16 protein-coding genes are annotated in these 25,372 nt (G+C 58.6%); 4 read left to right on the top strand and 12 right to left on the bottom strand.

Annotation, left to right across the window (positions count from 1 at the left end; genetic code table 11):
* Positions 1-112 precede the first annotated feature (112 nt).
* Both LJD29_RS18685 and LJD29_RS18680 read right to left on the bottom strand, forming a co-directional pair.
* Positions 113-496: a hypothetical protein gene (locus tag LJD29_RS18685; protein ID WP_446743085.1), complete on the bottom strand. Its 384-nt coding sequence runs from the start codon at positions 494-496 to the stop codon at positions 113-115.
* Complete coding sequence (locus tag LJD29_RS18680) at positions 481-5,274, bottom strand: RHS repeat domain-containing protein (protein ID WP_446743084.1); 4,794 nt, start codon at positions 5,272-5,274, stop codon at positions 481-483. The genes LJD29_RS18685 and LJD29_RS18680 overlap by 16 nt, the downstream gene beginning before the upstream one ends.
* Before the next feature lie 1,210 nt (positions 5,275-6,484).
* On the opposite strand from LJD29_RS18680, the gene LJD29_RS18675 reads away from it, so the two are divergent.
* The 3 genes from LJD29_RS18675 (at position 6,485) to LJD29_RS18665 (ending at position 9,739) form a co-directional block, all read left to right on the top strand.
* Positions 6,485-6,886: a transposase gene (locus tag LJD29_RS18675; protein ID WP_446743083.1), complete on the top strand. Its 402-nt coding sequence runs from the start codon at positions 6,485-6,487 to the stop codon at positions 6,884-6,886.
* 890 nt (positions 6,887-7,776) lie between these two features.
* Complete coding sequence (locus tag LJD29_RS18670) at positions 7,777-8,811, top strand: DUF3300 domain-containing protein (RefSeq protein WP_446743082.1); 1,035 nt, start codon at positions 7,777-7,779, stop codon at positions 8,809-8,811.
* Positions 8,812-9,013: 202 nt separating this feature from the next.
* On the top strand, positions 9,014-9,739 hold the full coding sequence (locus LJD29_RS18665) for a hypothetical protein (protein WP_446743081.1): 726 nt from the start codon (positions 9,014-9,016) through the stop codon (positions 9,737-9,739).
* Positions 9,740-9,847: 108 nt separating this feature from the next.
* On the opposite strand, the gene LJD29_RS18660 is transcribed toward LJD29_RS18665, so the two are convergent.
* The 9 genes from LJD29_RS18660 to LJD29_RS18620 all read right to left on the bottom strand — a co-directional run bounded on the left by LJD29_RS18660 (position 9,848) and on the right by LJD29_RS18620 (position 23,037).
* On the bottom strand, positions 9,848-11,254 hold the full coding sequence (locus LJD29_RS18660) for an ATP-binding protein (RefSeq protein ID WP_446743080.1): 1,407 nt from the start codon (positions 11,252-11,254) through the stop codon (positions 9,848-9,850).
* Complete coding sequence (locus LJD29_RS18655; RefSeq protein WP_446743079.1) at positions 11,251-12,015, bottom strand: response regulator transcription factor; 765 nt, start codon at positions 12,013-12,015, stop codon at positions 11,251-11,253. Before LJD29_RS18655 ends, LJD29_RS18660 begins: the two co-directional genes overlap by 4 nt.
* A gap of 100 nt (positions 12,016-12,115) precedes the next feature.
* Positions 12,116-12,376, bottom strand: coding sequence for a hypothetical protein (locus tag LJD29_RS18650; RefSeq protein ID WP_446743078.1), 261 nt, complete (start codon positions 12,374-12,376; stop codon positions 12,116-12,118).
* A gap of 79 nt (positions 12,377-12,455) precedes the next feature.
* Positions 12,456-12,857 carry a hypothetical protein gene (locus tag LJD29_RS18645; protein ID WP_446743077.1) on the bottom strand — a complete coding sequence of 134 codons (402 nt, stop codon included), beginning with the start codon at positions 12,855-12,857 and terminating at the stop codon, positions 12,456-12,458.
* A 76-nt stretch (positions 12,858-12,933) separates the two neighbouring features.
* Positions 12,934-13,644, bottom strand: coding sequence for a DUF4410 domain-containing protein (locus tag LJD29_RS18640; protein ID WP_446743076.1), 711 nt, complete (start codon positions 13,642-13,644; stop codon positions 12,934-12,936).
* A 126-nt stretch (positions 13,645-13,770) separates the two neighbouring features.
* Positions 13,771-15,270, bottom strand: a complete 1,500-nt coding sequence (locus tag LJD29_RS18635) for an efflux transporter outer membrane subunit (protein ID WP_446743075.1) — start codon at positions 15,268-15,270, stop codon at positions 13,771-13,773.
* Between the two features lie 32 nt (positions 15,271-15,302).
* Entirely contained in the window at positions 15,303-18,461 is a 3,159-nt protein-coding gene (locus LJD29_RS18630; RefSeq protein ID WP_446743074.1) for an efflux RND transporter permease subunit, read from the bottom strand.
* Complete coding sequence (locus LJD29_RS18625; protein WP_446743073.1) at positions 18,458-21,799, bottom strand: efflux RND transporter permease subunit; 3,342 nt, start codon at positions 21,797-21,799, stop codon at positions 18,458-18,460. Before LJD29_RS18625 ends, LJD29_RS18630 begins: the two co-directional genes overlap by 4 nt.
* Positions 21,796-23,037 carry an efflux RND transporter periplasmic adaptor subunit gene (locus LJD29_RS18620; RefSeq protein ID WP_446743072.1) on the bottom strand — a complete coding sequence of 414 codons (1,242 nt, stop codon included), beginning with the start codon at positions 23,035-23,037 and terminating at the stop codon, positions 21,796-21,798. Before LJD29_RS18620 ends, LJD29_RS18625 begins: the two co-directional genes overlap by 4 nt.
* A 267-nt stretch (positions 23,038-23,304) precedes the next feature.
* On the opposite strand from LJD29_RS18620, the gene LJD29_RS18615 reads away from it, so the two are divergent.
* The gene (locus tag LJD29_RS18615; protein WP_446743071.1) at positions 23,305-23,925 is read left to right on the top strand and encodes an RNA polymerase sigma factor; all 621 of its coding nucleotides are present in this window, start codon (positions 23,305-23,307) and stop codon (positions 23,923-23,925) included.
* A 464-nt stretch (positions 23,926-24,389) separates the two neighbouring features.
* Here the strand turns inward: LJD29_RS18615 and LJD29_RS18610 are convergent, their stop codons facing one another.
* A complete protein-coding gene (locus LJD29_RS18610) occupies positions 24,390-25,349 on the bottom strand; it encodes a ComEC/Rec2 family competence protein (RefSeq protein ID WP_446743070.1) in 960 nt (319 codons plus the stop codon).
* Positions 25,350-25,372 lie beyond the last annotated feature (23 nt).

The raw sequence follows: 25,372 nt of genomic DNA, 5'->3' as shown, positions 1-25,372 counted from the left end.
CCATTCTGGGGTGACGTGTCAGCCCTCATCCCGATGCCGTAGGCAGCGTCCCTTCCACACGCAGCTAGGCCGCCTCCCAAGAGACGGCCCCCAGCAAGCCACGAAGTGGGGATTAGTTGTCAGACGGGATGGATTGCCCAACAAGCTTGCCGACTGCCGTGAAAGCCACCAACATCAGGTAGAGGTCAGCTATCGCGATAGGAGTGATGATGATGGCAGGAACCCATTTTGTTCCCCAAGGAACGAAGAGAACCAACAACACATGCAAAACGGTGATCGCCGCAACCGTGGCCCAAAACCAGACTTCCCGCCGAAGCCGCCACCGCATCGCCACGGCGATACAGATCATCGCCGTGGAATACAGGGCCGGACGGCCAAGGGACGCCTTGCCGAAGTAATGGAACAAGAAGAAGAGTGGCATCGCACCGAAAATGACGCATAGCACTCCCCACCACGGCAGCTTTAACTGCTTCTCATCTGCTAATTCGTTTTGCATGATGCAACCGCCATTCCAGTGCTGATTAAGTCGTCAGCTATCGAAAGCCCGGAAATCACTTGGCCGACGATAGGAGCCGAACCCGCCAACGTAGACACGATTCCAGCAACACTCAGACCGCTAGAAACGAGTCCCGTTGCAGAAGTATCATCTACGCCCGCAACCCCTGAGACGTAGCCAGCCATCAGCCCAACGCGTGCGATGACCTTAGCACCGAGTTGATCGGCGACGATCCCACGGTAGCCTGCTTGATGCCCAATGATTCGGGCAATCCCTCCAGCCTCAGGAATCAAACCAATCGAATCGATTCCTACGTGTAAAGCACCTGATTTGAGAGCACCGGTAATGCAAGTATTGTGGTACCAAGGCGTCGCGTTACTTGGGGCTACAGAGTTAGAACCTATTGTCGTTTGCGTGCCGACAAAATCGGGCATGGCTCCCCCAGAGAAAGATGTAAAGAGAGTTCCGCATATAGAACCATCGCCACAGTCAAGATCTCCATTACCACTCGGATCGTCAATCACCCCACCGCCGTATCCATCGCTCATCATGATGTTCCACGAACTTGTGGAGTAAGAGTAGCACCCCGCACCGGCACAGACGGTCGTTGACTGCGAAAACTCATCTCCACCAAAGTTGCCGATCAGAGCACTGTACAGTGATCCAGAACGATATATCGCCATCAAGTCGCCGATAGAGGGTGGCCTCACGAGCCCGCTAGGATCATTGCCACTGAACGGGTCGTTTTGAACGTAGGCATAACGGTTGAAGCTCTGAGGTGCGGACATGTCGTAGCTTCCGCCATATGGGTCCGGACTCATCCAACGACCTTGGGCGGGAGAATACTGTCGGAAGGTTGCGTGTTCCGTCATCGTCTCAGCATCTTGGTCCAAGCCAGCGAAATGGAGGTTATCCTGATCGCTGGACGGCATGGGGAGGCTTGCGGAGTAGTTGTCTCCAAAAGGACCTGAGATATACTCGGCGGCTGTAGCTCCCTGATAATTCGTCCGGACCCTTTGCCTTCCGAGATAGTCAGCGTGATCGAAGTAGGTTGTTCCGTCGATGTCGCGAAACGCTATTTGCTGCCCGTCCCAGTAAATCTTGCCCGCGACTCCCGCATCGTTCGCAGTTTCCCAGTCGGAGGTCCTTAGACCTGTCGGGTCGTACAAGTATTCATACGAGCCTGAACTCTCCTGGTCAACTACTCGCTGGTTCCATGCATTGTAGACGTAGGAAGCGGTATTACCCTGATTGAGGTCAACATCCACCACATTGCCTTCACCGTCGTAGGTGTAGTGGTGTTGCCCATCGTAGGTAAGGTTGCCTACGGCGTCGTATGTGTAAGGAGAACTGTTGAGACGATTGGACGTCGCGTCAAAGGAGGCGCTAAAGCTGCTAGGGCCGGTTTGCGACCAACGATTTCCGTACTGGTCGTATGTCCAGGTGTATACGACTGGACCAGAATTATTGGTAGCGGTCGTCATACGCCCCATGTCGTCGTAGTGTGGCCAGATGCAGTTTCCGTCCGATGCATAGGCAATAATGTCGCAGTCAGCAACGACCTGATTACCCATATATACAATGTAGTTCCCGAAAACATACCGCGACCCGCCTGAACAATTTGCTGCGGTGGACCCTACACATGTGTAGCTACCGTTGGGCCGCCCCATCGAGTCATATGTCTTACCGACCTCCAAGCCATTACCGAGGCTATAGCTTGTAGGGCCGTTGGGACCATTTACCACATTAGAAACGACCACCGCTGGATTGAAAGAATTTGCGTAAGTCCCTTGTGAGATAGATGTTACCTCGCCGGCCCTTGAACGACCATATGAGATTGCACCGCTCACGAGGTCATACTCTCGTAAGAGGTTCCCGGCCCAATCATAGGTCATGGTAATGGGCCGACTAGCCATGAGACCTGAGTTTCCACAGCTGGCAGGAGTGCACTGCCAAAGTTCAGTAACACGTCCCATGCTGTCGTAGCTCAGTAGTGTAGCGGCGTTATTCGCAGAGCCGAGACCCGCTCCCGTGGTTGCCAACCGTCCTTTAAGATTCGTCGCACTCGCCGCATTTGCCCAACAACAGGCAGCGTCATACGTGAAGCTTCTTGTAGAAGTGAGATTGTCGTTGTAGCTCGCTGAGAGCAGTCGTCCGAGCAAATCGTATTGCATGCTCGTAGTCGTCGTAACAGCTGAGCTAGTCTGGTTCGCCCGCGGTTTGGTTCGGGCGACGAGCAACCCGGTGCTGTTGAGTGCGTAACTATAGGTGGTTGTCCCAGATTCGGGTTCTTGGACAGAGACTGGGCGGCCGATCCAATCTGATTTAAACACCCTGGTCTGGCTCCCTTGCACGACCGTTGTTTGATCACCAGAGTATGTAAAGTTTGTCAGGTAACCCGTTCCGGGGAGATCCAATCCGCAGCTAACACGAGCTGAAGATCCTATCGTGGACGTATTCGAAGACACCTCACAAATGGTCTTACTTCTTCCCAGCCCATCAACACCTGCGATCTTCACAACCGCTGACTCATCTGTCTGCTCAACAGATTTGCCTAAGTATTGCGTAGAGGAAGAGGTTCCGTCAGAGTGTGCCACTGACGTCAAACGCCCGAGGCTGTCGTAGGAAAACGTATCGCCAGGAAGTCCGCATCCGGACTGATTAAGTGCCGGGTAGGACTGAAATTGGAGATTGCCGTTGGCATCGTAACAGTAGCTGACTTCGTACCAATTATTCCCGTCGGCCTCGACTTCGGTCACGCTTTTACGACCATACGCATCCAGTATCGTCCGGGTATCGCCCGCCGTTGTCGCATTCATATACGTTTGGACGTCTGTTTGATTTGGGCTGCTGTAGCTGTATACGATTTTCCCGCCATCTGGGTGATCGATCTCGAGAGGTCTCAGCATATTGTCATAGGACTTGTAAACGGTAACCTGTCCGTTCAAATCTGTTGAAGTGAGAGGCAGACCCGTGTATGTCTGATCGTAGGTTTTGGACGTCGAAAGCGCTATCCCACTGGAGGGAGTCGGAAGAGTCGTCCCCGTTGTATATATTTTGGCGGGATCGTATGAATATGACGTAGTCGGAAGAGTGGTGCTGGTATCGCTAGCTGCCGATGTCACCGTCCCGGTATCGTCGTAGGTGTAGATCGTAGGGTATGCCGTGCTCGCATCAGCTGAGCCGCTTAGAGTCGTGAGATTTCCTCTCTGGCCACTGACTGATATGTGCTGTGGTACGCCTGATGTGGGTGTTGGGGTAGATCCATCGTACTTGTAGTTTATGTCCGAAACCGTGGTCCCGCTGCCGTCGGTAATCAACTTGGTCTGTAAGAGTGCGACATTGCCTGTCGTCGGATAGGTCCACACCACTTTCCGCAACAGAGAGCCTCGACTAGAAGTGCCGAAGTCATAATCGTCTTCTTCCGTTCTTAGACCGTAGACATTGTATTTTGACGTCGAGCCGTCTTCTGCGACGCCATTGTAGGAGGAGTATGTATCAACTTGGCTAACCGGCAGATTGAAGCCGGTCGTCGTGCATGGTTGAGCTGAGCCGTTATAGCACGTCTGCCGTGACAGGATTGGAGTGCCTGTCGATCCTTTGTAGACCGTGCGGCTGGTCTCGTAATATTGCCCTTGTGAAGTGCCTGTTGCCTGCACAAAAGTGTAGTTCGCTTGATTCCCCAGACCATCCTTGACGGAAGTTGCGCTGGAACCGCCGTTTGGTGTTCTCGTATAGGACCAGCTTGAGTTGGCGGGGTCATTGGTCAGGTTTCTAGTCAAGCCCACGGTGGTGCCGTCGGCACAGACGATTCCATTATTGGAACCGCTATAAGTGTAGGAGATTACACCTCCTGTTCGTAAAGTGATAGAAGCCAACCGTCCAGTCACGCTGGACGAACTTCCCGGCGTTTGTTCGTATGAAAAATGAAAGGCACTCCCATCTGGAAAGCTGATCGAATCCACCAAATAGGTGTTCGGGAGGTTCACATCGCTGACTGAGCTGCATCCGAAACTTGTCTGGACCGTGTAGCTCTTGTATGACATGGTGATATTTCGCTTCGTCCCGGTGGTATCCCAATAGCTGAGCACCTCAGGATTTGGAGATCCACCACTGGTAGTGAGAACAACCCTTCCCGACGTATCTGTAAAATTCCCGGAATCGTCGACGCTTAGCTCATTGCCATTCTGATCTGTGAAAGTGGAAGCGCCAGTTGTGGTATTTACCGGAGCGTTTATTACGGTCCCGTTTGTCTCGACAACCGGGTACCCGCCACTCTGAACAGAGTACTGGCCATTACGGCCGAATGTGTCCGCATCCCCAGTACACAAGCCTCCGGACGTTTGTACGTAGCCGCTTATGGGATATGCCACGCCGAAGGGATTATGGTAGACGAGGTTTCGTATACCATGATAAGGGAACTTTCCCTTGGATGTAACGCATGTTCCAGAGTATTGCGTCTCGCTAATATACCCAGTCAGAGCCTCCGTTTCTCCTTGCCATCCCCAGTTCTGCGCAGGAACCCATTCCGTTACACCGTTGACTATCCCAGGCGTCCAGATCATGCCGTTGTAGGTCAAAGAATAGGTAAAATTCGTTCCTGCTCTTCCAGCTTTATTCAAAACGGGAATGCTAAAAATCACATTTAGATTGCCGAGATTAATTGTGTCGAAGTTCTTGTTGTCAAAGGTACCAAAGGAATATGTCCCCAGAGCTTGACCAAGAACGACTCTCGCAGACAGGACAAGCATCAGCCATACGGCCGCACGAAGCTTCATGTGGTGTGCTCTCTATTTGGTGTCGGTTTCGCTAGTGGATTGTGACGGACTGGATGGTTAATTCAAGCTGAAGTGCCCCGTTCACGAAACGCCTTATCAAGAAAGGAACCTCAACACCATCCACCGCCTTGTAGTTCCCGTAGGCAATCTCGACAGAGATCGTCGGAGGCCCCCCAGTGTCCGGCCTAATGTGAAAACAACTCACAAAAGGCAGGAACGTGCTCGGGTCGAGGCCGACATCTACGGAACTTGAGGCAGCTGATTGCGAAACAGAAACATGGGGTAGATCCAGTGAGGCCGCTTGAGCCTGAACATGCCTATATGTTCCAGAGCACGTGTTTGTGTTGCCTAGATCTGTGTAGCCTACATTTACCGGTATGGTCACAGATTGCATGGCCAACGAGGGTAAGAACCAAACGATGGGCTTTAAACAGTTTTGTGACTCCCCCGGGTGGGCAGCCCCATCACCCTCTGACCAATTGCATTCCATCTTGGAGCCAATGTCGCTCTGATCTTCGTTCCAAGATCCCCGGTTATTGAAGGAAAGGTTCATTCTTGCTTCACCCGAGGATGTGGCCCAGAGTGTTGCGAATCCTGAGTCCTCCATTGATCCTTGGTACCGGTGAGCTTCACCGGTCAGTCGAACGGCATGAATGGCCTTCCGCCCCGAAAAGGCGTTCCATGCTAGATCAAGCACAGACGCAGCGCTTTGCGGAGAAGGTGCATCCAGAGATTGAGAAACGGCGCTCCGTTGAAATCCGATAGACATCCAAATTAGAGCCAAAAGCAAGGGATATCTTTTGTAGGCAGACAATATCAATTTCAGCATTTAAGTTCTTTCCGATTACGATGAGCAATTGAATTTCTGATATCGCTAGCTGAGAGCCACTTGGATGGCTACAAACATCGAAAAACTGAGATAACAAAGTAAGCAAATTGTCGGAGCGACAACGCGGAACTTAGCCGGCGACGCGAATAAATAGTCGCAAACCCTCTTAGCCTACACAAGAGAAGAGTTCTCATGAGAGCCTAAGTTTTGTAATGACTTCCAGAAACTAAATGCGCAATGAACGGGGGGGTTTTGGTGCTATTTCGCGATGTCATTGGTCCGATCTATCGCAAGCAGAAATTCTTTCGTTCCTAGAAGCCATCTCATAAACCGGTCTGATCTGCGAAACTGTAGAGGCTTAGCTATTTTTCGCAGGCTTTAATGGCAGGAAATTGGGATTTAACAGATGCGCAGTGGGAGCTTGTTGCTCCGGTGTTGGCGCCTTCTCGTCGATCGGATGACCGCGGTCGTCCGTGGCAGGATACGCGCGCCGTGCTGCACGGCGTGTTCTGGGTGTTGGGCACGGGCGCGCATTGGTCTGAGCTTCCGTCGAAGTATCCTCAGTATCAGACCTGTCATCGACGCTTTCAGAAGTGGGTACGCGATGGGCGCCTGGTCGAAGCGCTGCGCGTACTTGCCCGCCACTTGCGCGCGCGAGGCGAGCTCAACCTGGAAGAAGCGTTCGTCGATGCCACCTTCGCGAGCGCGAAAAAAAAGGGGCTTTGCCGTCGGCCCCACGCGGCGGGGCAAGGGCACCAAGATCGTCGCTATCGCCACTGGTGACGGTCTTCCTCTCGCCATTACTGTCGACAGCGCTTCACCTGCCGAGTGCCAGCTTGTGGAATTTGTTCTGGCAGGATGTTTCTCCGACCAACTCCCCCAAAGGCTCATCGGAGACAAGGCTTACGACTCGGACCCGCTCGACCGCGCGCTTGAGCAAAACTACGCCATCGAACTGATCGCAACAATCGACGAGGACGCATACGCAATACGCAGGCCGGAAGAAGTCTCCGCGATACAAAAGACGATGGAAGGTCGAACGACTCTTCGCCTAGCTGCACAACTTCAGAAGACTCGTCACCCGATGGGAATATCACATCGACAACTTCCTCGGTTTCGTGCACCTTGGATGCCTCAAAATCATGCTCAAGCATCTATGAGATGGCTTCTAGAAGTTGAATTGCCGAATGACTGGTGCAGCCTTCTCAATTGGCGATAACAGGCCTATGCATTCGTTGAAGCTCCCTGGCTCTGGAAACGCGCCAAGGCGATCATGGCCTATTAAGCCGGGGTAGAGCGCCAAGTGAATAGAGCTATGTTTCTTTTACCGCGCACCTCCAGCCAAGCAGCATTGGGACACGCGCTGTGTAACAGAATCTTTTCAGGGCCCCGGCCCATAGAACTCAGAGTGAGCCAGGTGCCCGACATTTCCTTACATGTTCCTGCTCCAGATTCGTGTCTATACTCGCGGGTGCTGAAGATCGGCGTTTCTCACGCCGCTGAGGGCACCGAGACCGATAAATGGATGGTTGGTGATGACCTCACATCTGGGAATACGACATGCCAGAAATGAATTTGCACAGACAGGAACAGTAGATCGCGCAGGTCGATATCTTCGAAAGGCGCTGTGTTGGACATTAATCGCGGGCGTCACAACTCTGGGCTCTCCCGCAATGACAGCACAGGATGCGCCTCCGCCGCATTCCGGCTATGCGCAGATCGACTATGCTCAGCTCGATCAACTGGTGGCGCCGATCGCGCTTTATCCCGATGCCCTGGTGGCGCAGATACTCGCCGCATCGACCTATTCACCCCAGGTGGTGGAGGCGGACCGTTTCGTTCAGGCGCACGCCGGCGTGCAGCCGCAAGAGATGGCGAGGATGGTGAACGAAACGCCGTGGGATCCGAGCGTGAAGGCATTGACGGCTTTCCCCTCGGTGCTGGGCATGATGAACCGCAATCTGGATTGGGCATCAAAGCTGGGCAACGCGTATTACAACCAGCCACAGGATGTGATGGGCGCGGTGCAGGCCATGCGGCAGCGAGCCTATGCTGCCGGCACGCTGAGGACGACGGCGCAGGCAACGGTGGCCTACGAACCTTCGGGCATTGTGATCACGCCTGTCAATCCGGCGGTCTACTATTTGCCGATGTACAACCCTTGGGTGGTCTATGGCGCACCGGTTCCAATCTATCCGGCTTATGTATATGTAGCTCCACCGCCTTCACCTTCCGGAGCAGTAGTGGCGTCAGCGCTGATCGGCTTTACTGCCGGAGTTGTAGTGGGTGCCTTCTCTTCTTACGGCTGGGGCTGTGCACATTGGTCTCCGAACTGGTACTCACACACGGTGGTCTATAACCATAACGTCTACGTATCTCATAGCGTGACGGTGGTGAATCACGGCTACTATGGCGGCTACGATCATTCTGCTTCGGCCGTTGCCTACAACCATCAGGTAGTCCGCGGTCCGCAAGGCGTAAGCTCGCGGACGGCGGTAAGCAGCAACGGGCAGACGAACGTATGGGGACATGGTCCGAACGGCGGTACCTACGAGCGCTCGACGGATCACTATCCGGGCGGCAGCTCGACTACAGTAACCGGACCGCACGGACAGAGCGAGACGACCTCGGTAAGCGGTCGCGGTACGGGCGATCCGACGGTTACACGTTCAGGCGCGCGGGGAAATCACACCTGGCATCCGCGATAGGACTTCAGCAAAATGCCATAGCTTCGGTTACATATCTACAGGAGACGGTGCGCGGTGAATGTCGTGCACCGTATTCTTTTGCGCCATACGGAGGTGGTCTTTCTGTCGGGATTTGTCGCCCTGCCCTCGCAGAGCGAAACACATCGCCGCAGGATAGGTCCATTCCTTTGTGCACTACAGATATCCACAAAGGAGCGAGAGGATGAGATCGAGAAAAACCTTTGCCGCAGCGATGCTGACCACTGTGCTGGCATGTGCGGCAGCCCCGGCGCAGAACCCAGCAGGAGTGCCACCGGGCACCCCCGGCGGCATGGAGCAGAAAGCTGCGCAGTTTCGCGCGGCGCAAGCTCGCAATACCGCACAATTGCGCCATTATCAGTGGCTGGAATCGACTACGGTCACAGTGAACGGACACCAAAGTCCACCGCGGCAGGCGCTGGTGCGCTATGCCGCAGATGGCCAGACAATAAGAACGCCAGTAGCTTCGGCTCCGCCGCCGATGCCGAGCGGAGGTCCCTTGCGCCGGCACATCATGGAGAACAAGATGGAACAGGCAAAGGCCGAGGTGGAGGAGGTGGGCAATCTGGTTCATGCCTATCTGCCGCCGAACCCGGAGCAATTGCAATCGGTCATGCACGCGGGCAAGACGGCAATCGAACACGATTCCTCGGGCATGGCTCTGGTGCTCTACAACTATGCGAAGCCGGGTGACCGGATGCGCCTGGTTCTCGATCCGGCGACGATGCAGATTATGCGCATCGAGGTGAGCAGCTATTTTAAAAATCCGAAGGATTCGATGACAGCTACGGTGCGCTTTGCCAATCTCCCGGATCGGACGACATATCCCGCAGAAACATTCGTGGAGGCTCCCGGCAAGAAGGTGAACATGGTAACCACCAATGCCGACTACGTGCGGGTAGCGCAGTGAGAATCTGTGCGGGTCGCATTGTTATCCAGGCTGAAACAAAGAGAGGCGCGGATCAAAAGGTCCGCGCCTCTCCGTGCGTATACAGAGCATGCGATGAAGGCCTGAAGACTACATGCTGAGTGGCCCATCCTCTTCGGCGGCTTCAGATGGGCTGAAGCGTATGGGAATGGTGAGTACGACAGAGAGCCCACCGTGCTCGCGGTTGCGGGCAACGATCGACCCGCCGTGCATGCGCGCAGCCTCGGCAGCTATGGCCAGCCCCAGCCCGGTGCCGCCGCTGGCGGTTTCACGGCCGGGAGCGGTGCGGAAGAAAGCGCGGAAGATATCGCGCAGCATGGCTTCTGGAACACCTGGCCCGCGATCGGCAACCTCGATGGCGACGCGGCCTGCCTCACGGTCCACGTGGCAGTGCAACTCTATCTCCGAGCCTTGATGTGCATAGCGAAGTGCATTGCGCAGGATGTTGTCGATGGCACGACGAAGCAGGTTGGGAAAGACAAGTATCTCGATGTCTTCCCGATTACCGGTGAGACTCTGCCCCGCATGTGCTGCTTCAAGCTCGGCATCTTCGAGGATGCTGTCGCAGAGAACACGGATGGAAACCAGCGCAAGCGATTCGGCAGGCACGCTGCCGGCCTCGAGGCTGGCGAGCAGCAGAAGCTGTTGGACAAGGTTGCTGAGCTTATCTGTCTCGCGTTCAATGCGGTTGAGCGCTGATCGCTCCTCCACGGGAAACTCTCGACGCAGCAGTGCCAGTGCAAGATGCATGCGGGTGAGCGGTGCGCCAAGCTCGTGTGAGACATCGGCGACGAAGCGCTTCTGCGCGGTCATGAGCGATTGAATGCGCGCCGCCATGACATCGAAGCCCGCGGCCAGATCGGCAAGTTCATCGTTGCGACGTTTGAGGCGTAGTGGCCCGGCGCGGGCGTGCAGATCGCCATCGGCAAGCCGCTTCGCCGCATTCTGCAGCCGGATGATGGGACGCGTGATGTAGAGAGTAAGCAGAAAAGCTACGAACGCTGCCGGCACCATGGCCAGTGCGATATTGAACCAGAAGCGCAGATTGACAATACGGGAAAAAGGTACGGTGATGGTAAAGACGGCGACATAGCGATGGCCGGTGGCGCTGGTGACCGGGCAGGCATACAGCATGCGCATGCCGAAAGCGATGAACTCGGAATGGCCGCTGCTCAACACCTCCTGGGCAAGCGCTGCAAAGAAAGCGTAGTCGCCGGTTTGGGCATAGATGGGGCTACCCTGCTGATCAAAGAGATAAAACGCCTTCCGATGAGGAGAGGGTAAATCCAGAATGTCCCTGGACAACGCGGCACGGCCCTGGATCTCGTAGTCATTGACCATCCGGTTCACCATGGGAGTGACAGACTCAGGGGCGAAACGTTTGTCGTGACGATCGAGGAATGTGGGCGGCAACAGGTTGCCGACAATCAGCACCAGGCCGATCATCAGCAGCGTAGCGATCCAGAAGGAAAAGAAGATGCGCGGGAAGAGTTTCATGCTTGATCCGGTTCAGAGGCCGGCTGCTGGTGGCGCAGATACACATAGCCCGCGTTGCGCACGGAGCGGAAACGGTCTTGCCCCTGCGGTGTGGGTCCGAGCTTCTTGCGAAGAGCGCTGACGAGATTATCTATGCCTCGGTCACCGGCAGAAGGAGAGCGGCCGAGAGCGATGCGAGTAAGATGCTCGCGGGTCACGACCTTGCCAGCCGATGAAGCAAGCGCATGCAGCACGTCGAATTCGGCGGAGGTGAAGTCCATGAGGCGGCCATCGCACTGAACTGTGCGTGCGCCAGCATCGAGGATCAGGTCGTCGAGAACAAGAAACGGGCTGCCGAAGCGCGAAGGCTGGCCGCGTCGCAGCACAGTGCGAATGCGGGCGAGGAGCTCGACCGGAGTAAATGGCTTGGGAATGTAATCATCAGCGCCCGACTCAAGACCTTCGACACGGTCTTCCACCGCAGCCCTGGTCGTGAGCATGATGACTGGAATGTGACGGATGGAGCGCAGTTCGCGAAGCACGGAGAAGCCATCTCTGTCGGGAAGCATCACGTCGAGAATGATGAGCACAATACCGAGTTCTCCGGCGCGCCTGAGGCCGTCGCTGGCGGTATGCGCCAAATGGACATGGTAGCCCTCGGGGGCAAGATACTCTGCGAGCATCTCGGTCATGTCCTGATCGTCATCGATAATGAGGATCTGTTTCTTTGCAGGATCGATGGGGCGCGGCTTGAAATCCTGGGATTCGTTTTTCTTTTGCATGGAAAAGGCCTTGCACCAAGGATGCTTGGCAGCGTGCGGCGCGTCAATCGCTGCGGCTGCCCACAGGACGCGCAGTCTCGGCCGGAGACGGAAACCAAGCTCAGGCAAAACGCTGCGCATCCGGCGATCGCGAGGGTTGAGAGCGGTGCGTACCGCATGGGAAGCGTTTCTTCTCAGCCTGCAAGTTAGGACCCGGCGGCGGCGGCACGCAGTCGTCTGAGGGCCGCGCGGCACGAAGCACAATGCGCATGACGCCCAGCACAAGCAGACACCAGACACAGAAAAGCGCCGGGACAAGGAGAAAGCCCGCGCCGGCGATGCAGGTCAGGAACCAGAAGTCTTCGAACAAACGATGCAGCATGCGTAACCTCCTTGAGGCGGAAGGCAGAGAGACCGCGTCGCCGCGATCTCTCTATCTGTGGTTGCGAGCGCGAGAAGAACTACTGGCGAGTAGCCGACCAGGGCTTGCCATTGCCGGAGCTACCGCTCATCTTGTCGCCATCGAGCGTGCCATTGAGTTCGATCTGATGGCCATGAGCATTGATGCTGAGTGAGACCTGGTTGCCCTGCAGGCTTCCGCTGAGCGCGGCGCTGCCACGCTGGCCCTTGAACGAGCCACTGAGCTTTGCGCCATCCTGCTCGATGGCGAGCGTCGCCTGCTTTGCCTCGCCGTTCGGCGCGGTGAAGGAGAGAGTCCAGTTGCCGGCGACCGAGGCAGCTGCGGCCTCAGTATTGTCCTGTAGAAGTGCCGGCGCAGAGGCCGCATGAGCAGGTACAGTCATGCCGAGACCGGCAAGTAAGAGGGCGGCGAACAAGGTTTGAGTATGCGTAATGCGCTTCATGTTTCCTCCAATTGTTGGTTGTGCTGCGGTGGCTCCTGCCGTGTGTACGGGCAAGAGAAGAATGCAAATTTGCGCGCTAAATGCCTTGACCTGTTTGCGAAGCTGCAGCGATAGCGCCGGACCTGACGTCCTTCTTTAGCTGTTTGAGGATTTTGTCTGCCAGCTTGCGCGCATCTGCGGAAAGTGTTTGTTGGGTATCCCTGGCAGCGTGCACTGCGAGCCCGACGGGGCCGAGCGGAGGCAGGAGGCTGCCGCCCTTTACCTGGATATCAAAGGTGTCATAAGGGCTCCATCCATTGCGGGTGCGGGTCAGGGCGACAACGTGGACATTGAGATGACTTGTGCCGAGACCCATGCCGATGAGCCGCTCCGCACCGTTGCCTGCATCGGAGCGGGTGATACAGCCAGTGATAACCATTGCCCCCTCGGGTATGGCAGTTGGCTCGGGGTTGACCATCACCGTCATTTTTTCCGAGAGCTTCTTCTGCATCTCCGCGGAGATAGCGTCGAGGATCTTCGGATCGACGGTGATGGGCTTCTGCGGCTCTCCGGTCGCCACCGGAGCGGGACAGGCCAACACCGAGAGCGCGGAGCTATCGGAAGCAGGCTGCGATTGCACGGCAAAGCGCAAAATCACTGCGGTCTTCCGCGGTGGCAGCGGATCTGCAGGCTGCTGCGAACCGGTCGATGAGCTGCCTGCGCTTTGCGCAAGCATTCCGGTTGAGCCGCTGACAAAAAGAACTGACTGAAGAACAAGCGCGGGAAAGCGCTGAGATCGAAGTAACATGACAAACCTCCGCAAAAGTCTTGAATGCGGTTTCTGCTAGCCGCCTTGGCAAGCCAGCTTCTCCGCTATACACAAGCAGAGACTGGTCACTGCACCGGTCCGCCGCAGCGGTTTTGTCGGGAAATGTCAGCGCTGCAAACGATAATCCCCTTTTGCCGGCTTGGCCGAGACCTGCTTCGGCGTCGGCAACTGGTTGCGATCCCATCCACCGCCGAGCGCGGCGATCAGCTCGACCGACGCCGTCATCTCCTCAATCTGCGTTGTCGCGAGCGACTGCCTGTCGGCAAGCAGCGTGTTCTGCGCGGTGACGAAATCGATGTACGGATCGACTCCGGTTTCATAGCGGCCCATCTCAAAGTCGAGCGCCTGCTGCGCGCGATCGACAGCCCTCTGCTGATTCTCGACCTGCTGCGACTCAAGGCGGACGGCGGCGAGAGAATCCTCTACCTGCTGAAAGGCGGTGAGCACGGTCTGCCGGTAGCTGGCGAGGTCGGCATTGTAGGTGGCCGTGTACTGGTGCAACTCGGCCGTATAGAGACCGCCGTTGAAGATCGTCTGCGAGACCGAGGGGCCAAGCGACCAGAAGCGGCTCGGCCAGTCGAAGGCGTGCTTCAGCAAAGAGCTTTCGAAGCCTCCTTCCGCTGCAAGATCGACCGAGGGAAAGAAGGCACCGTAACCGAAGCCGATGGTGGCGTTGGCTTCAGCGAGCGTGCGCTCGGCAGCGGCTACATCCGGGCGGCGCTCGAGCAGTTGCGAGGGCACGCCGACGGGGATGGGCGGCGCGGCGCGCAGCAGCGGACGCACAGGCAGCGAGAAATTCGTGGCCGGCTTGCCGATGAGCGTGGCGATGGCGTGCTCGTACTGCGCGCGCGCAACACCGAGGTTGACGGCTGTGGCCTTCGCAGACTCGAGCGTGGACTCGGCCTGCACAACGGCAATTCGGTCGCCGACGCCGGTTTCATACTGCGTTCGCGTAAGGTCGAGCGCCTTCTGGTCCGCGGCGACGGTGTCGTTCAGGATGGCCTGCAGCGCATCCTGCCCGCAAATCTCGAAGTAATACTGCGCCAGGCTCGACTGCTCTGAGAGCCGCTCGTTTTCGAGATCGGCGGCGGAGACCTGCGCGCCATACTGCGCCTCATGCACCTGGTTGCGGATCTTGCCCCAGAGGTCCGGCTCCCAGGAAACCGAAAGCGGGAAGCTCCACTCAGAAGTGCTGCGGCCGGGATTCGCGGCATTCGATCCCGTAACGTTCTGCGAGCTCGTGCTGCGCTGCCACGAAGGGCTCGTCGTTACGGTAGGCCAGTACTGCGATCGGGCCTGCGCAATCTGCGTGCGAGCGGACATGAAGTTCTCGAAAGACCCGCGGATGTTCTGGTTGTTAATCGCGACCTGCTCCTCGAGCGCGTTGAGCTCGGGGTCCTGGTAGATCTCCCACCACTTGCCGCGCAGCATGGCATCGCCGGGCGAGGCGACCTTCCATCCGTCGGCATCCTTGAAGTTGGCCGAGGACTCCTTGTAGTCCTGGGCGGCGATGGCCGGCGGCGCGGGCGCGTGATACTTCGGGCCGGGATTGCATCCAGCGAGCAGCAGCAGCGCGGAGGCGAGCAGGGCGGGACGGCGGGACATGCTTATACCTTTCGTTCTCAAGACGATCGTCTTCATGAAGCAGCTCCATCGGCGCGCGGCGCGAGCAAGCGCGGCAAGGCACCGCGGCGCCGGCTACGGAGACGATCGAAGGCGAGATAGATCACAGGCGTGGTGTAGAGCGTGAGCAACTGGCTGAGCAGCAGTCCGCCAACGATGGCGATACCCAGCGGGCGGCGCAGCTCGTAGCCCATCCCCGTGCCGAAGGCCAGCGGCAGCGCGCCGACGATGGCGGCAAGCGTAGTCATTAGGATAGGGCGAAAGCGCAGCAGGCAGGCCTCGAAGATGGCCTCGCGCGGCTGCATTCCCTGGTCGCGCTCAGCGAGCAGCGCGAAGTCGACCATCATGATGGCGTTCTTCTTCACGATACCGATGAGCAGGATGATGCCGATCAGCGAGATGATGTCGAGCTCTGAGCCGAAGACCAGCAGCGCGAGCACCGCGCCCACGCTGGCCGAGGGCAGCGTAGAGAGAATCGTCAACGGATGGATCAGGTCTTCGTAGAGGATGCCGAGCACGATATAGACCGCGAAGATCGCGGCGAGGATGAGCATGGGCTCACTGCTCAGCGAAGACTTGAAGGCACCCATCGTACCGGCGAAGGCGCCGTGCATGCTCGCCGGCATGTTGAGCTGCGACTCCATGCGGTCGATGGCCTTCGAAGCGTCACCGAGCGACATGCCCTTGGCGAGATTGAACGAGACAGTTACCGACGGAAAGACTCCGGTATGGTTCACCTCGAGCGGCGTGGTGGCGGCATGCGCGGTAGCCACTGTGCTGAACGGCAACATCGACGAGGCACCTGCTGTCGCGCGTGAGGAAGACGAGCTGCTGCCTGAACTTGTGCTGCCGGACTTGAGATAGAGACTGTCGAGGCCCGACGGGTCCTGCCAGAACTTCGGTGCGGCCTCAAGCACCACGTAGTACTGGTTAAGCGGCTTGTAGATGACCGAAACCTGCGACTGGCCGAAGGCCGCATAGAGGCTCTGGTCGAGCGACTGCGTGGTCTGGCCGACACGCGCTGCTGTGGTGCGGTCATAGTCGAGCTGTTCGACGAGGCCGCTGTTCTGCTGGTCGCTGCTCACGTCCTCAAAACCGGGCAGCTTCTTCATGTGCTCGAGCAGCACCGGCCCCCAGCGTGAGAGGTCGTCCATGTTCTCCGCGGTGATGGTGTACTGATACTGCGCATTCGCCGCACGCCCGCCAACGCGCAGATCCTGGATGGCCTGCAGGTAGGACGAGGCCACGGGCATGGCATCGAGCTTCGGGCGAAGCCGGTCGATGATCTGGAAGGCATTCGAGTGGCGGCGCTCTGCGAGCGGCTTGAGTGCGACGTAGAGAGCTCCGGCATTGCTGGCCCCGGTGCCACCGGTGTAGGCGAAGACGTGATCGATGGCAGGGTCGCGCTTGATGGCGTTGCCGAGCGTAAGCAGTGAATGATCCATGAGGGGAAATGAGGCATCCTGCGGCCCTTGCACGCCGCCGAGGATGGCGCCCGTGTCTTCATTCGGGAAGAAGCCCTTGGGCACCCTGGCCAGCAGTACGAGGTTGGCCAGGAGCGTGAGTGCGAAGACTGTAAGCGTGATGCCGGAGTGGCGCAGCGCGACGGCGAGCGAACGGCGATAGAGATCGAGCAGGTTGTCGAAAGCCCGCTCGGTGACACGATAGAGCCAGGGCTGACGATTGCCGGAGTGCGGACCCCGCAGCAGATACGCGCACATCGCCGGCGTGGTTGTGAGCGAGACCACCATCGAGACAAGGATGGAGGTGGCAAGCGTCACGGCGAACTCGCGGAAAAGACGGCCGACGAGCCCGCCCATCAGCAGAATGGGAACGAAGACCGCGACCAGTGAGGCGCTGATGGAGAGCACGGTAAAGCCGATCTCCTGCGCGCCCTTGATCGCCGCATCGAGCGGCGTCATGCCTTCTTCGATGTGGCGGGTGATGTTCTCCATGACCACGATGGCGTCGTCGACGACGAAGCCCGTCGAGATGGTGAGAGCCATCAGCGAGAGATTGTCGAGCGAGTAGCCGAGCAGGTACATCACGGCGAAGGTGCCCATCAGAGAGACCGGCACGGCGATGCCGGGAATGAGCGTGGCGCGTCCGCTGCGCAGAAAGAGAAAGACGACCAGTACAACGAGGCCGATGGCGCCGAGCAGCGACGACTCAACGTCATGCACCGAGGAGCGGATGGTGACCGTGCGATCGAGGACGACGATAGTCTTGACGCCCTTCGGCATCGAGGCTTCCAGGAAGGGCATCTGCGCACGCACGCGGTCAACGGTATCGATAATGTTCGCGCCGGGCTGGCGGAAGAGGATGAGCGCAACCGATCTCTTGCCATCAAGATATCCGACGGTGCGCAGGTTCTGCGTGGAGTCAACGACCTCAGCCACATCGGAGAGATGAACCGCGGAACCGTTGTAATAGCCAACAACCAGCGGCTTGTACTCATCGGCGTGCGAGATCTGATCGTTGGTGAGGATGTCGGCAGTGACGGCGCCATTCGATATCTGGCCGCGCGGCTCGTGCGAGTTCTGCAGACTGAGGATGTTTTTGATGCTGCCGAGCGTGAGGCCGTAGCTCTCCAGCTGCGCAGGGTTGGCCTCCACGCGCACGGAGGGGTTGGCCGCGCCGCCGACGACCACCTGTCCCACACCCTGTATCTGCGAAAGCTTCTGCTGCAGCACGGTCGAGGCAAGATCGTAGAGCGTGGCGTTGTCGTACTTGTCGGAGGTGAGGCCGAGCACGAGAATGGGCGCGTCAGAGGGATTCACCTTGCGATAGGTGGGGTTCGACGGCAGGTTGGCAGGAAGGTAGGTGCGGGCCGCGTTGATGGCAGCCTCGACATCGCGCGCCGCGCCGTCGATATTGCGGTTGAGATCGAACTGCACGATGAGCGTGGTGTTTCCCAGCGCGCTCTGCGAGGTCATCTCGGTGATGCCGGCGATATGGCCGAGCTGGCGCTCGAGGGGCGTGGCCACCGAGGCGGCCATGATCTCGGCGCTGGCTCCGGGCAGCGCCGCGGTGATGGCGATGGTGGGAAAGTCGATCTGCGGCAGCGGAGCTACCGGCAGCACCGCGAAGGCGATAAGACCGGCCACGGCCACGGCGATGGTCAGCAAAGTGGTGGCCACCGGCCTGCGGATAAAGGGCACGGAGATGTTCATGCCTGTTCCTCCGCGCCCCGCTGTGCGAACGGTCGTGCAGTCTTGCCACGGCGCAGGCGCTGCGCGAGCGAATCGAAGAAGATATAGATCACCGGCGTGGTGTAGAGCGTGAGCAGCTGGCTGAGCAGCAGGCCGCCGACCATGACGATGCCGAGCGGACGGCGCAACTCAGCGCCATAGCCATGACCAAGCGCCAGCGGCAGGCCGCCGAGCAGCGCGGCCATGGTGGTCATCATGATGGGACGGAAGCGCAGCAGTGAAGCCTCGTAGACCGCCTCAACCGCACTCTTGCCCTGCTCGCGCTCGGCTTCGAGCGCGAAGTCCACAATCATGATGCCGTTCTTCTTCACGATGCCGATGAGCAGGATGATGCCGATAATGGCGATGACATTGAGATCCTGGTGGAAGAGCTTAAGCGCGAGCAGCGCACCGACGCCGGCCGAAGGCAGCGTGGAGAGAATCGTGAGCGGATGGACGAAGCTCTCATAGAGCACACCGAGCACGATGTAGACCGTAACCAGCGCAGCGAGGATAAGCAGCGTCTCGTTCGAGAGCGAGCCTGCGAAGGCAGCCGCCGTCCCCTGGAAGCCGCCCTGCACGCTGGGCGGCATGTGCTGCTCGCGGACGGCACGATTGATCGCGTCGATGGCCGCGCCGAGCGAGGTGCCTTCCGCGAGATTGAAGGAGATGGTCACCGATGGGAACTGCCCCTGGTGATTGATGGAGAGCGGCTCATCGACAAGCGAGGCGCTCGTGAAGGCGGCCATCGGCACGGCATTCGCCGCGGAGCTCGAGTTGGTCGTGTTGGCGGCGGTGCCCTGCGCTGTCCCGGTTTGTGATGATGACTGTGACGTATTCGACGTGGGCGTAAGCGCCGAGGCCGGCGGGGCGAGCGAGTTGGATGAAGGCGTGTAGCGGACCGAGGCCGTGGTGCTGTTCGAGCCCGCCGATGAGGAAGCCGAGGAAGAATACGAGTTGGTGGCCGAGGGCCCGCTGGCGCCGGAGGAGCTGTTGGCCTGCACGTAGAGCCCACCGAGACCCTCCGGCGACTGGCGCCACTGTGGCGCGGTCTCGAGAATGAGGTGGTACTGGTTGAGCTGCGTGTAGAGCGTATTGATCTGACGCTGGCCATAGGCGTCGTAGAGCGTGTTGTCCACGGTACCAGGCGCGATGCCGAGACGCGAGGCGGTCACGCGGTCGATGGCGAGAGAGAGTGCGCGGCCGCCAGGCTGCTGATCTGTCGCCACGTCTTCGAGGCCGGGCGTTTTGTTGAGCGTTGCGACCAGGCGCGCGGCCTCGCGGTTCAGCTCATCAGCGTCAGCGTCCTCGAGCGTGTACTGGTACTGGGTGCGGCTTACGCGGTCGTCGACGGTGATGTCCTGCACAGGCTGCATGTAAAGGTGAATGCCGTCGACCTGCTCGAGGCTCTTTTGCAGTCGGCGGATGACCTGTGAGGCGCTCTCCGTGCGCTCTCCTAGTGGCTTGAGATTGATAGAAATGCGGCCGCTGTTGAGCGTGGTGTTGATGCCGTCGGCGCCGATGAATGACGAAAGGCTGGCCACCGCCGGATCGCGCAGGATGATGTGCGTCAGCTCCTGCTGCCGCTCGCGCATGGCGTCGAAGGAGATCGACTGCGGCGCCTGAGTAACGCCCTGGATGACGCCGGTATCCTGCACCGGGAAGAAACCCTTGGGGATGGCGATGTATAAGAAGACGGTAAGCGCAACGGTGGCGGCCGCGACCAGCAGCGTTACCGTGCGGAAGCGCAGCACCACGCGCAGGGTGCGGCCATAGAAGGCGATCATGCGCTCGAAGGCGCGCTCCGAGATGCGATAGAAGCTGCCACGCTGCTCCTCCGGCGTGTGCCGCAGAATACGCGCGCACATCATAGGCGTAAGCGTAAGTGAAACCACGGCCGAAACCAGAATGGTGACTGCAAGCGTCACGGCGAACTCGCGGAAGAGGCGGCCGACGACATCGCCCATGAAAAGCAGCGGGATAAGCACGGCGATGAGCGAGATGGTCAGCGAGAGGATGGTGAAGCCGATCTGCCCGGAGCCCTTGAGCGCGGCATCGAGCGGCGACAGCCCCTCTTCGAGATAGCGCGAGATATTCTCGATCATGACGATGGCATCGTCGACGACGAAGCCCGTCGAGATGGTGAGCGCCATTAGCGAAAGATTGTCGAGCGAGTACCCGAGCAGGTACATGGCCGCGAAGGTGCCCACCAGCGAGAGCGGCACGGCGACCGACGGAATGATGGTCGCCGAAAGACTTCGCAGGAAGAGGAAGATCACCATCACAACCAGCGCTATGGTCAGCAGCAGTTCGAACTCGACGTCGCGCACCGATGCGTGAATGCTGGTGGTGAGATCGGTGAGCGTCGTGATCTCAAGCCCCGCGGGCAGGTTGGCCTTGAGCTCGGGGAGGATCTTCTGGATGTTCTCGACGACGCGGATGGTGTTGGCGCCGGGCTGGCGCTGGATGTTGAGCACGACGGCGGGCGTGGAGTTCTTCCATGCGGCCTGTTTGTTGTTCTCGACACCATCGACCACGTTCGCGATGTCATGCACGAAGACGGGTGCATTGTTGCGATAGGCCACCACCACGTCGCGATAGCCGGCGGCGTCGGTGATCTGGTCGTTGGCGTCGATCTGGTAGTCCTGCCGCGGTCCATCAAAGTTTCCCTTGGCGGAGTTGACGCTGGCCTGGGTGAGCGCGGTGCGCACATCCTCAAGATTGATGCCGTAGGACGAGAGCGCAGCCGGGTTCACCTGCACGCGCACCGCGGGCTTCTGTCCGCCGCTGATGCTGACCAGCCCTACACCGCTGAGTTGCGAGAGACGCGGTGCAAGACGCGTATCGACAAGATCTTCGACGCGCGAGAGCGGCAGCGTGCCGGAGGTGATGGCAAGCGTGAGCACGGGCGCGTCGGCGGGATTGGTCTTGCTATAGATCGGCGGGCTCGGCAGGTCGCTCGGCAGGTAGCTCTGCGCGGCGTTGATGGCCGACTGCACCTCTTCCTCGGCCACGTCGATGTTGAGCGAGAGCGCGAACTGCAGCACGATGACCGAGACTCCGCCCGAGCTGGTGGATGTCATCTGCGAGAGACCCTGGATCTCACCGAGCTGGCGTTCGAGCGGCGCGGTGATGGTCGTCGAAGTCACATCCGGACTCGCGCCTGGGTAGCTGGTGAGCACCTGGATGGTCGGATAGTCCACCTGCGGCAGCGCAGAGATCGGCAACTGCGTGTAGGAGACGATGCCAACCAGCAGGATGGCGGCCATGAGCAGGGCTGTGGCCACCGGGCGCAGGATGAAGAAGCGGGATGGGCTCACTGCGCGGCCCCATTAGATGGGGACGCAGCCGACAGAGGGGCGGCGTGCATCAGCGTCACAGCCGTTCCGCTCTGCAGCTTCTCGAAGCTGCTGTCGGCCAGCACGTCGCCTACAGCGATGCCGGTGACCGCGGTTTGTCCATTATCAGTTGCGCCCACGGTGACATTGCGTACCGCGGCCTTGCCCTGATCGAGCAGGAAGACATAGGCCTGCTGCCCGTTGTGCTGGATCGCCGAGGCGGGCACGAGCACCTGCTGATGCAGCGTGTCGACGAGCAGGCGTACGTTGACAAACTGGTTGGGGAAGAGACGGCCGTCGCTATTGGCGAAGGTCGCGCGCAGCTTCGCGGTGCCGGTGGTGGTGTCGATCTGGTTGTCGACGGTCGTGAGGCGGCCCTCGGCCAGCAGCGACTGCTGATCGCGGTCGAAGGCTTGCGCGGCGAGCGGATGATGCGGGTTCATGTGCGTGAGTACAGCGGGGAGCTGGTCCTCGGCGATCGGAAAGATGGTGGTGATTGGCGCAACCTGCGTGATAACGACCAGCGCAGTGGTGGCGTTCGCGGTGACGAGATTGCCCGCATCGACCAGGCGCAGACCGACGCGGCCGCTGATTGGCGCGGTGATGTCGCAGTAGTCGCGCTCGGCCTGCGCATATTGCACGGCGCCCTGGTCATAGCTGACGGTACCCTGGTCGGCGAGCACGGTCTTTTCCTGGTCCTCGAGCTGCTGGCGGGAAACACCATTGCGGCTCCACGCCTGGCGATAGCGCTCCAGGTCCATACGTGCCTCAGCCAGTGTGTTCTGGTCGCGATCGAGCGCGCCCCTGGCCTCGGCAAGCTGCGCGTCATAGAGGCGTGGATCGATCTCAATGAGCAGATCACCCTTCTTCACGCTCTGGCCTTCGCTGTAGTGCACTGCCTTGATGACGCCTGTGACCTGAGCGGTGATGGTGTCCGTGGCGACAGGCGTAACCGTGCCGATGGCGCGCACGTAGACATTCATGTCGCCGATCTCCGCGGTGGCGGGCACTACCCTGACCGGAGTGTTTTCGGCATTCGCCGCGGGCTTCTCCTGCTTTTTCTTTCTGCGATAGTGCACGACCGCTGCTAACAGAAGCACGACGACGACGATGAAAACAATCCAGCGCCCGCGGCTGCTGCGGTGTGGCTCGGGAGAATGATGGGGGGAAATTGGGGATGGCTGCGGCGCGGAGGCCTGCGCGTTTACGCTCTCTTCCATGATGTCCTTCGCACCGTTGGCAACGTTGTGCTAGCGGTATGGAAGAACGGAACAAGGAAAACGTGGCAGCCCGCGACGCGTACACGACAAATCCCGACAAAACCGCCGCAACATGCGGGCACAGGACGTCGCATGACATAACCCGACATTCAAAACCCACGTTCTCGCGGAGAATCAGCTTACGGGCAACGCTGCGTTGCGGCGGCATTCGCCCGGAGAAACGTGGCATGAGCTGCCCAATAGGCGCCGCGCAAAGCCAGGAGCGAAATGATGATCGATGTCTTACAGCGTGAAGAGACCGGCTGCACCAAGAGCGCCGACGAGATTGTGACGGAAAATCATGGAATCATGGCGCGGCTGCGAGCCGGCGATCCGAAGATCATGCCGGAGCTGATCGAGCGCTACCAGGGGCGGCTGCGCGGATACCTCATCCGGCTGACCTCGGACCGTGACCTGTGCGAAGACCTGCTGCAGGAGACATGGATGCGCGTCCTCTCGCACGGCGCGCAGTTCAAAGGCGAGTCGCAGTTCGTAACGTGGCTGTTCGCTGTCGCGCGCAACCTAACCTTCGACACCCAGCGTAAGCTGGCCCGTATCCGCCAGTCCGAACCGTTACCTGAGTCGGGCGAGGATTGGCATCCCTCGCTGGTGAGCTCGGATCCCACTCCAATCGAATATTGCATTGACCAGGAGTCTGCACGCGTGCTGATGGAAGGCATACGCAGCCTGACCCCCCGGCATCGCGAGATAGTTTCGATGCGCCTGGAGCAGGATCTCTCTCTGGAAGAAATAGCACGACGCATGGGCCTGTCGCTCTCTTCAGTCAAGTCGCGGTTCTACCGTGGACTGGTGCTACTCAAACCCAAGCTCACAGCGATATCTCTCTGACAATCAAATTAAGGAGCATACGCCATCAAAGTCCCAACCTGCGTAAGTCGAACAAGATGAAACTGCGCCGGCCATCGATTGCGTATCCACCGCATGAACCTCTCGACAAGTAATAACAGGCCAATGCACTCTTCCAACCGTAGCCGCGCTCGAAGAGTGCATTGGCGATTTACTACTTATCGAAGAACCGCCGCCCCGTAGATGAGTGAGTAGAAGATCACCAAGGCTTTCTCTCTTCATGTTCGTATTGGACGCTGCATTACTGCGCCTGGTGGCTGCCATCGCGTGCTTTCTGCCTGCTCGCAGAGCCACTCATGTTGACCCACGCCGGCATTGCGGTGTGAACAAGCCTGAATGATTGTCACAGCGCAAAAGCTAGCGACGGCGTCTGCATGTCGCCGAATGCTGTTATTAGGGTTTGTTCCGGAGAAGTTTACCGTCACATACGCATAGTTCGTGGTTCGCTATTGAATGATCTGAAGCCCATCCGCGGCAAAGAAATGCTTCTCGATTCCTAACTCCTTCATCCACTGTCGCGTCTCAAGGGTCTTCCATGGGCCTGTATTGAAGCCCCGGCCCGCATCGTTATCCCACAGCCATCGGGGCGTGGACCAAAGGCAGGCATTGAACTTGATCGACTGGTAGAACTTCTTGTCGACGCCTTGCTGACCATGATGAGCCAGCTGTAGGAAGTCGCAATCCAGGTCTCGCCGGAACTGTCCATTCAGTACTTTTTCACCTTCCTCTTCTCCGGTATCACCCAGGAAAACTACTGAACGCGTTGCGTCCCACATCCGAACGATCATCGATGAGTTGTTGTACTGATTGGAAGTGATTTCTTCATTTTTTGCAGAGAGGATTTTGAAATGTACGCCGTCAATCTCTCCCGCTAAACCAGGCCGAACATCGATCACCTCGGCCGGTGAGTCGTTTGTGGATTCCAGATCTTCGGACAACACATCGTGACGTGGCACCGCTGGAGATGGAAGCCTGTATGTCTCTAGATTCTTGTACAAGCCAGCGACGACGGGATCGTCCTTGTATAGGCTCGCCGATAATTTCGAGTGATAGATGGTTTTAATGCAGATGCCCTGCGGTGCCTTAAGAATTTCGCTGATGGCACCGACGTGATCATTGTGAGGATGGGAAAGAAACCACGCTTCGACCTTATTTCCCAGCGCACCCAGAAAGCCGCGCAGGTAGCCGGCCTCGCCCGGCATGCCACCATCCACGACGATCACTTTTCCGTGCTTCGAGCGGAATACATAGGAATTGCCCTGGCTTGGAGTCTGCTGCAAAGGCAATTGCCACAAGGTAAACGTGGAGTCACCTGCAACGCGAACCGCCAACGCGGTCTCAGGCAATAGCACTCCGGCAGGCGCTATCGCGCCATACTTAAGAAAACTCCGACGATTGAGGGGCATCTTTCTCCGATGTGTACGATGAC

Origin of the sequence: Silvibacterium acidisoli (assembly GCA_022870745.1) — a bacterium.
In the GTDB taxonomy this organism is placed as follows: Bacteria; Acidobacteriota; Terriglobia; order Terriglobales; family Acidobacteriaceae; genus Silvibacterium.
This window is presented reverse-complemented; position numbering and strand designations above follow the sequence as displayed.

Coding starts and splice junctions, on each gene's coding strand:
- LJD29_RS18685 (WP_446743085.1), bottom strand. CDS start 496: ATGCAAAACGAATTAGCAGATGAGAAGCAGTTAAAGCTGCCGTGGTGG.
- LJD29_RS18635 (WP_446743075.1), bottom strand. CDS start 15,270: ATGTCCCGCCGTCCCGCCCTGCTCGCCTCCGCGCTGCTGCTGCTCGCT.
- LJD29_RS18665 (WP_446743081.1), top strand. CDS start 9,014: ATGAGATCGAGAAAAACCTTTGCCGCAGCGATGCTGACCACTGTGCTG.
- LJD29_RS18670 (WP_446743082.1), top strand. CDS start 7,777: ATGACAGCACAGGATGCGCCTCCGCCGCATTCCGGCTATGCGCAGATC.
- LJD29_RS18630 (WP_446743074.1), bottom strand. CDS start 18,461: ATGAACATCTCCGTGCCCTTTATCCGCAGGCCGGTGGCCACCACTTTG.
- LJD29_RS18675 (WP_446743083.1), top strand. CDS start 6,485: ATGGCAGGAAATTGGGATTTAACAGATGCGCAGTGGGAGCTTGTTGCT.
- LJD29_RS18610 (WP_446743070.1), bottom strand. CDS start 25,349: ATGCCCCTCAATCGTCGGAGTTTTCTTAAGTATGGCGCGATAGCGCCT.
- LJD29_RS18645 (WP_446743077.1), bottom strand. CDS start 12,857: ATGAAGCGCATTACGCATACTCAAACCTTGTTCGCCGCCCTCTTACTT.
- LJD29_RS18615 (WP_446743071.1), top strand. CDS start 23,305: ATGATGATCGATGTCTTACAGCGTGAAGAGACCGGCTGCACCAAGAGC.
- LJD29_RS18650 (WP_446743078.1), bottom strand. CDS start 12,376: ATGCTGCATCGTTTGTTCGAAGACTTCTGGTTCCTGACCTGCATCGCC.
- LJD29_RS18620 (WP_446743072.1), bottom strand. CDS start 23,037: ATGGAAGAGAGCGTAAACGCGCAGGCCTCCGCGCCGCAGCCATCCCCA.
- LJD29_RS18680 (WP_446743084.1), bottom strand. CDS start 5,274: ATGAAGCTTCGTGCGGCCGTATGGCTGATGCTTGTCCTGTCTGCGAGA.
- LJD29_RS18660 (WP_446743080.1), bottom strand. CDS start 11,254: ATGAAACTCTTCCCGCGCATCTTCTTTTCCTTCTGGATCGCTACGCTG.
- LJD29_RS18655 (WP_446743079.1), bottom strand. CDS start 12,015: ATGCAAAAGAAAAACGAATCCCAGGATTTCAAGCCGCGCCCCATCGAT.
- LJD29_RS18640 (WP_446743076.1), bottom strand. CDS start 13,644: ATGTTACTTCGATCTCAGCGCTTTCCCGCGCTTGTTCTTCAGTCAGTT.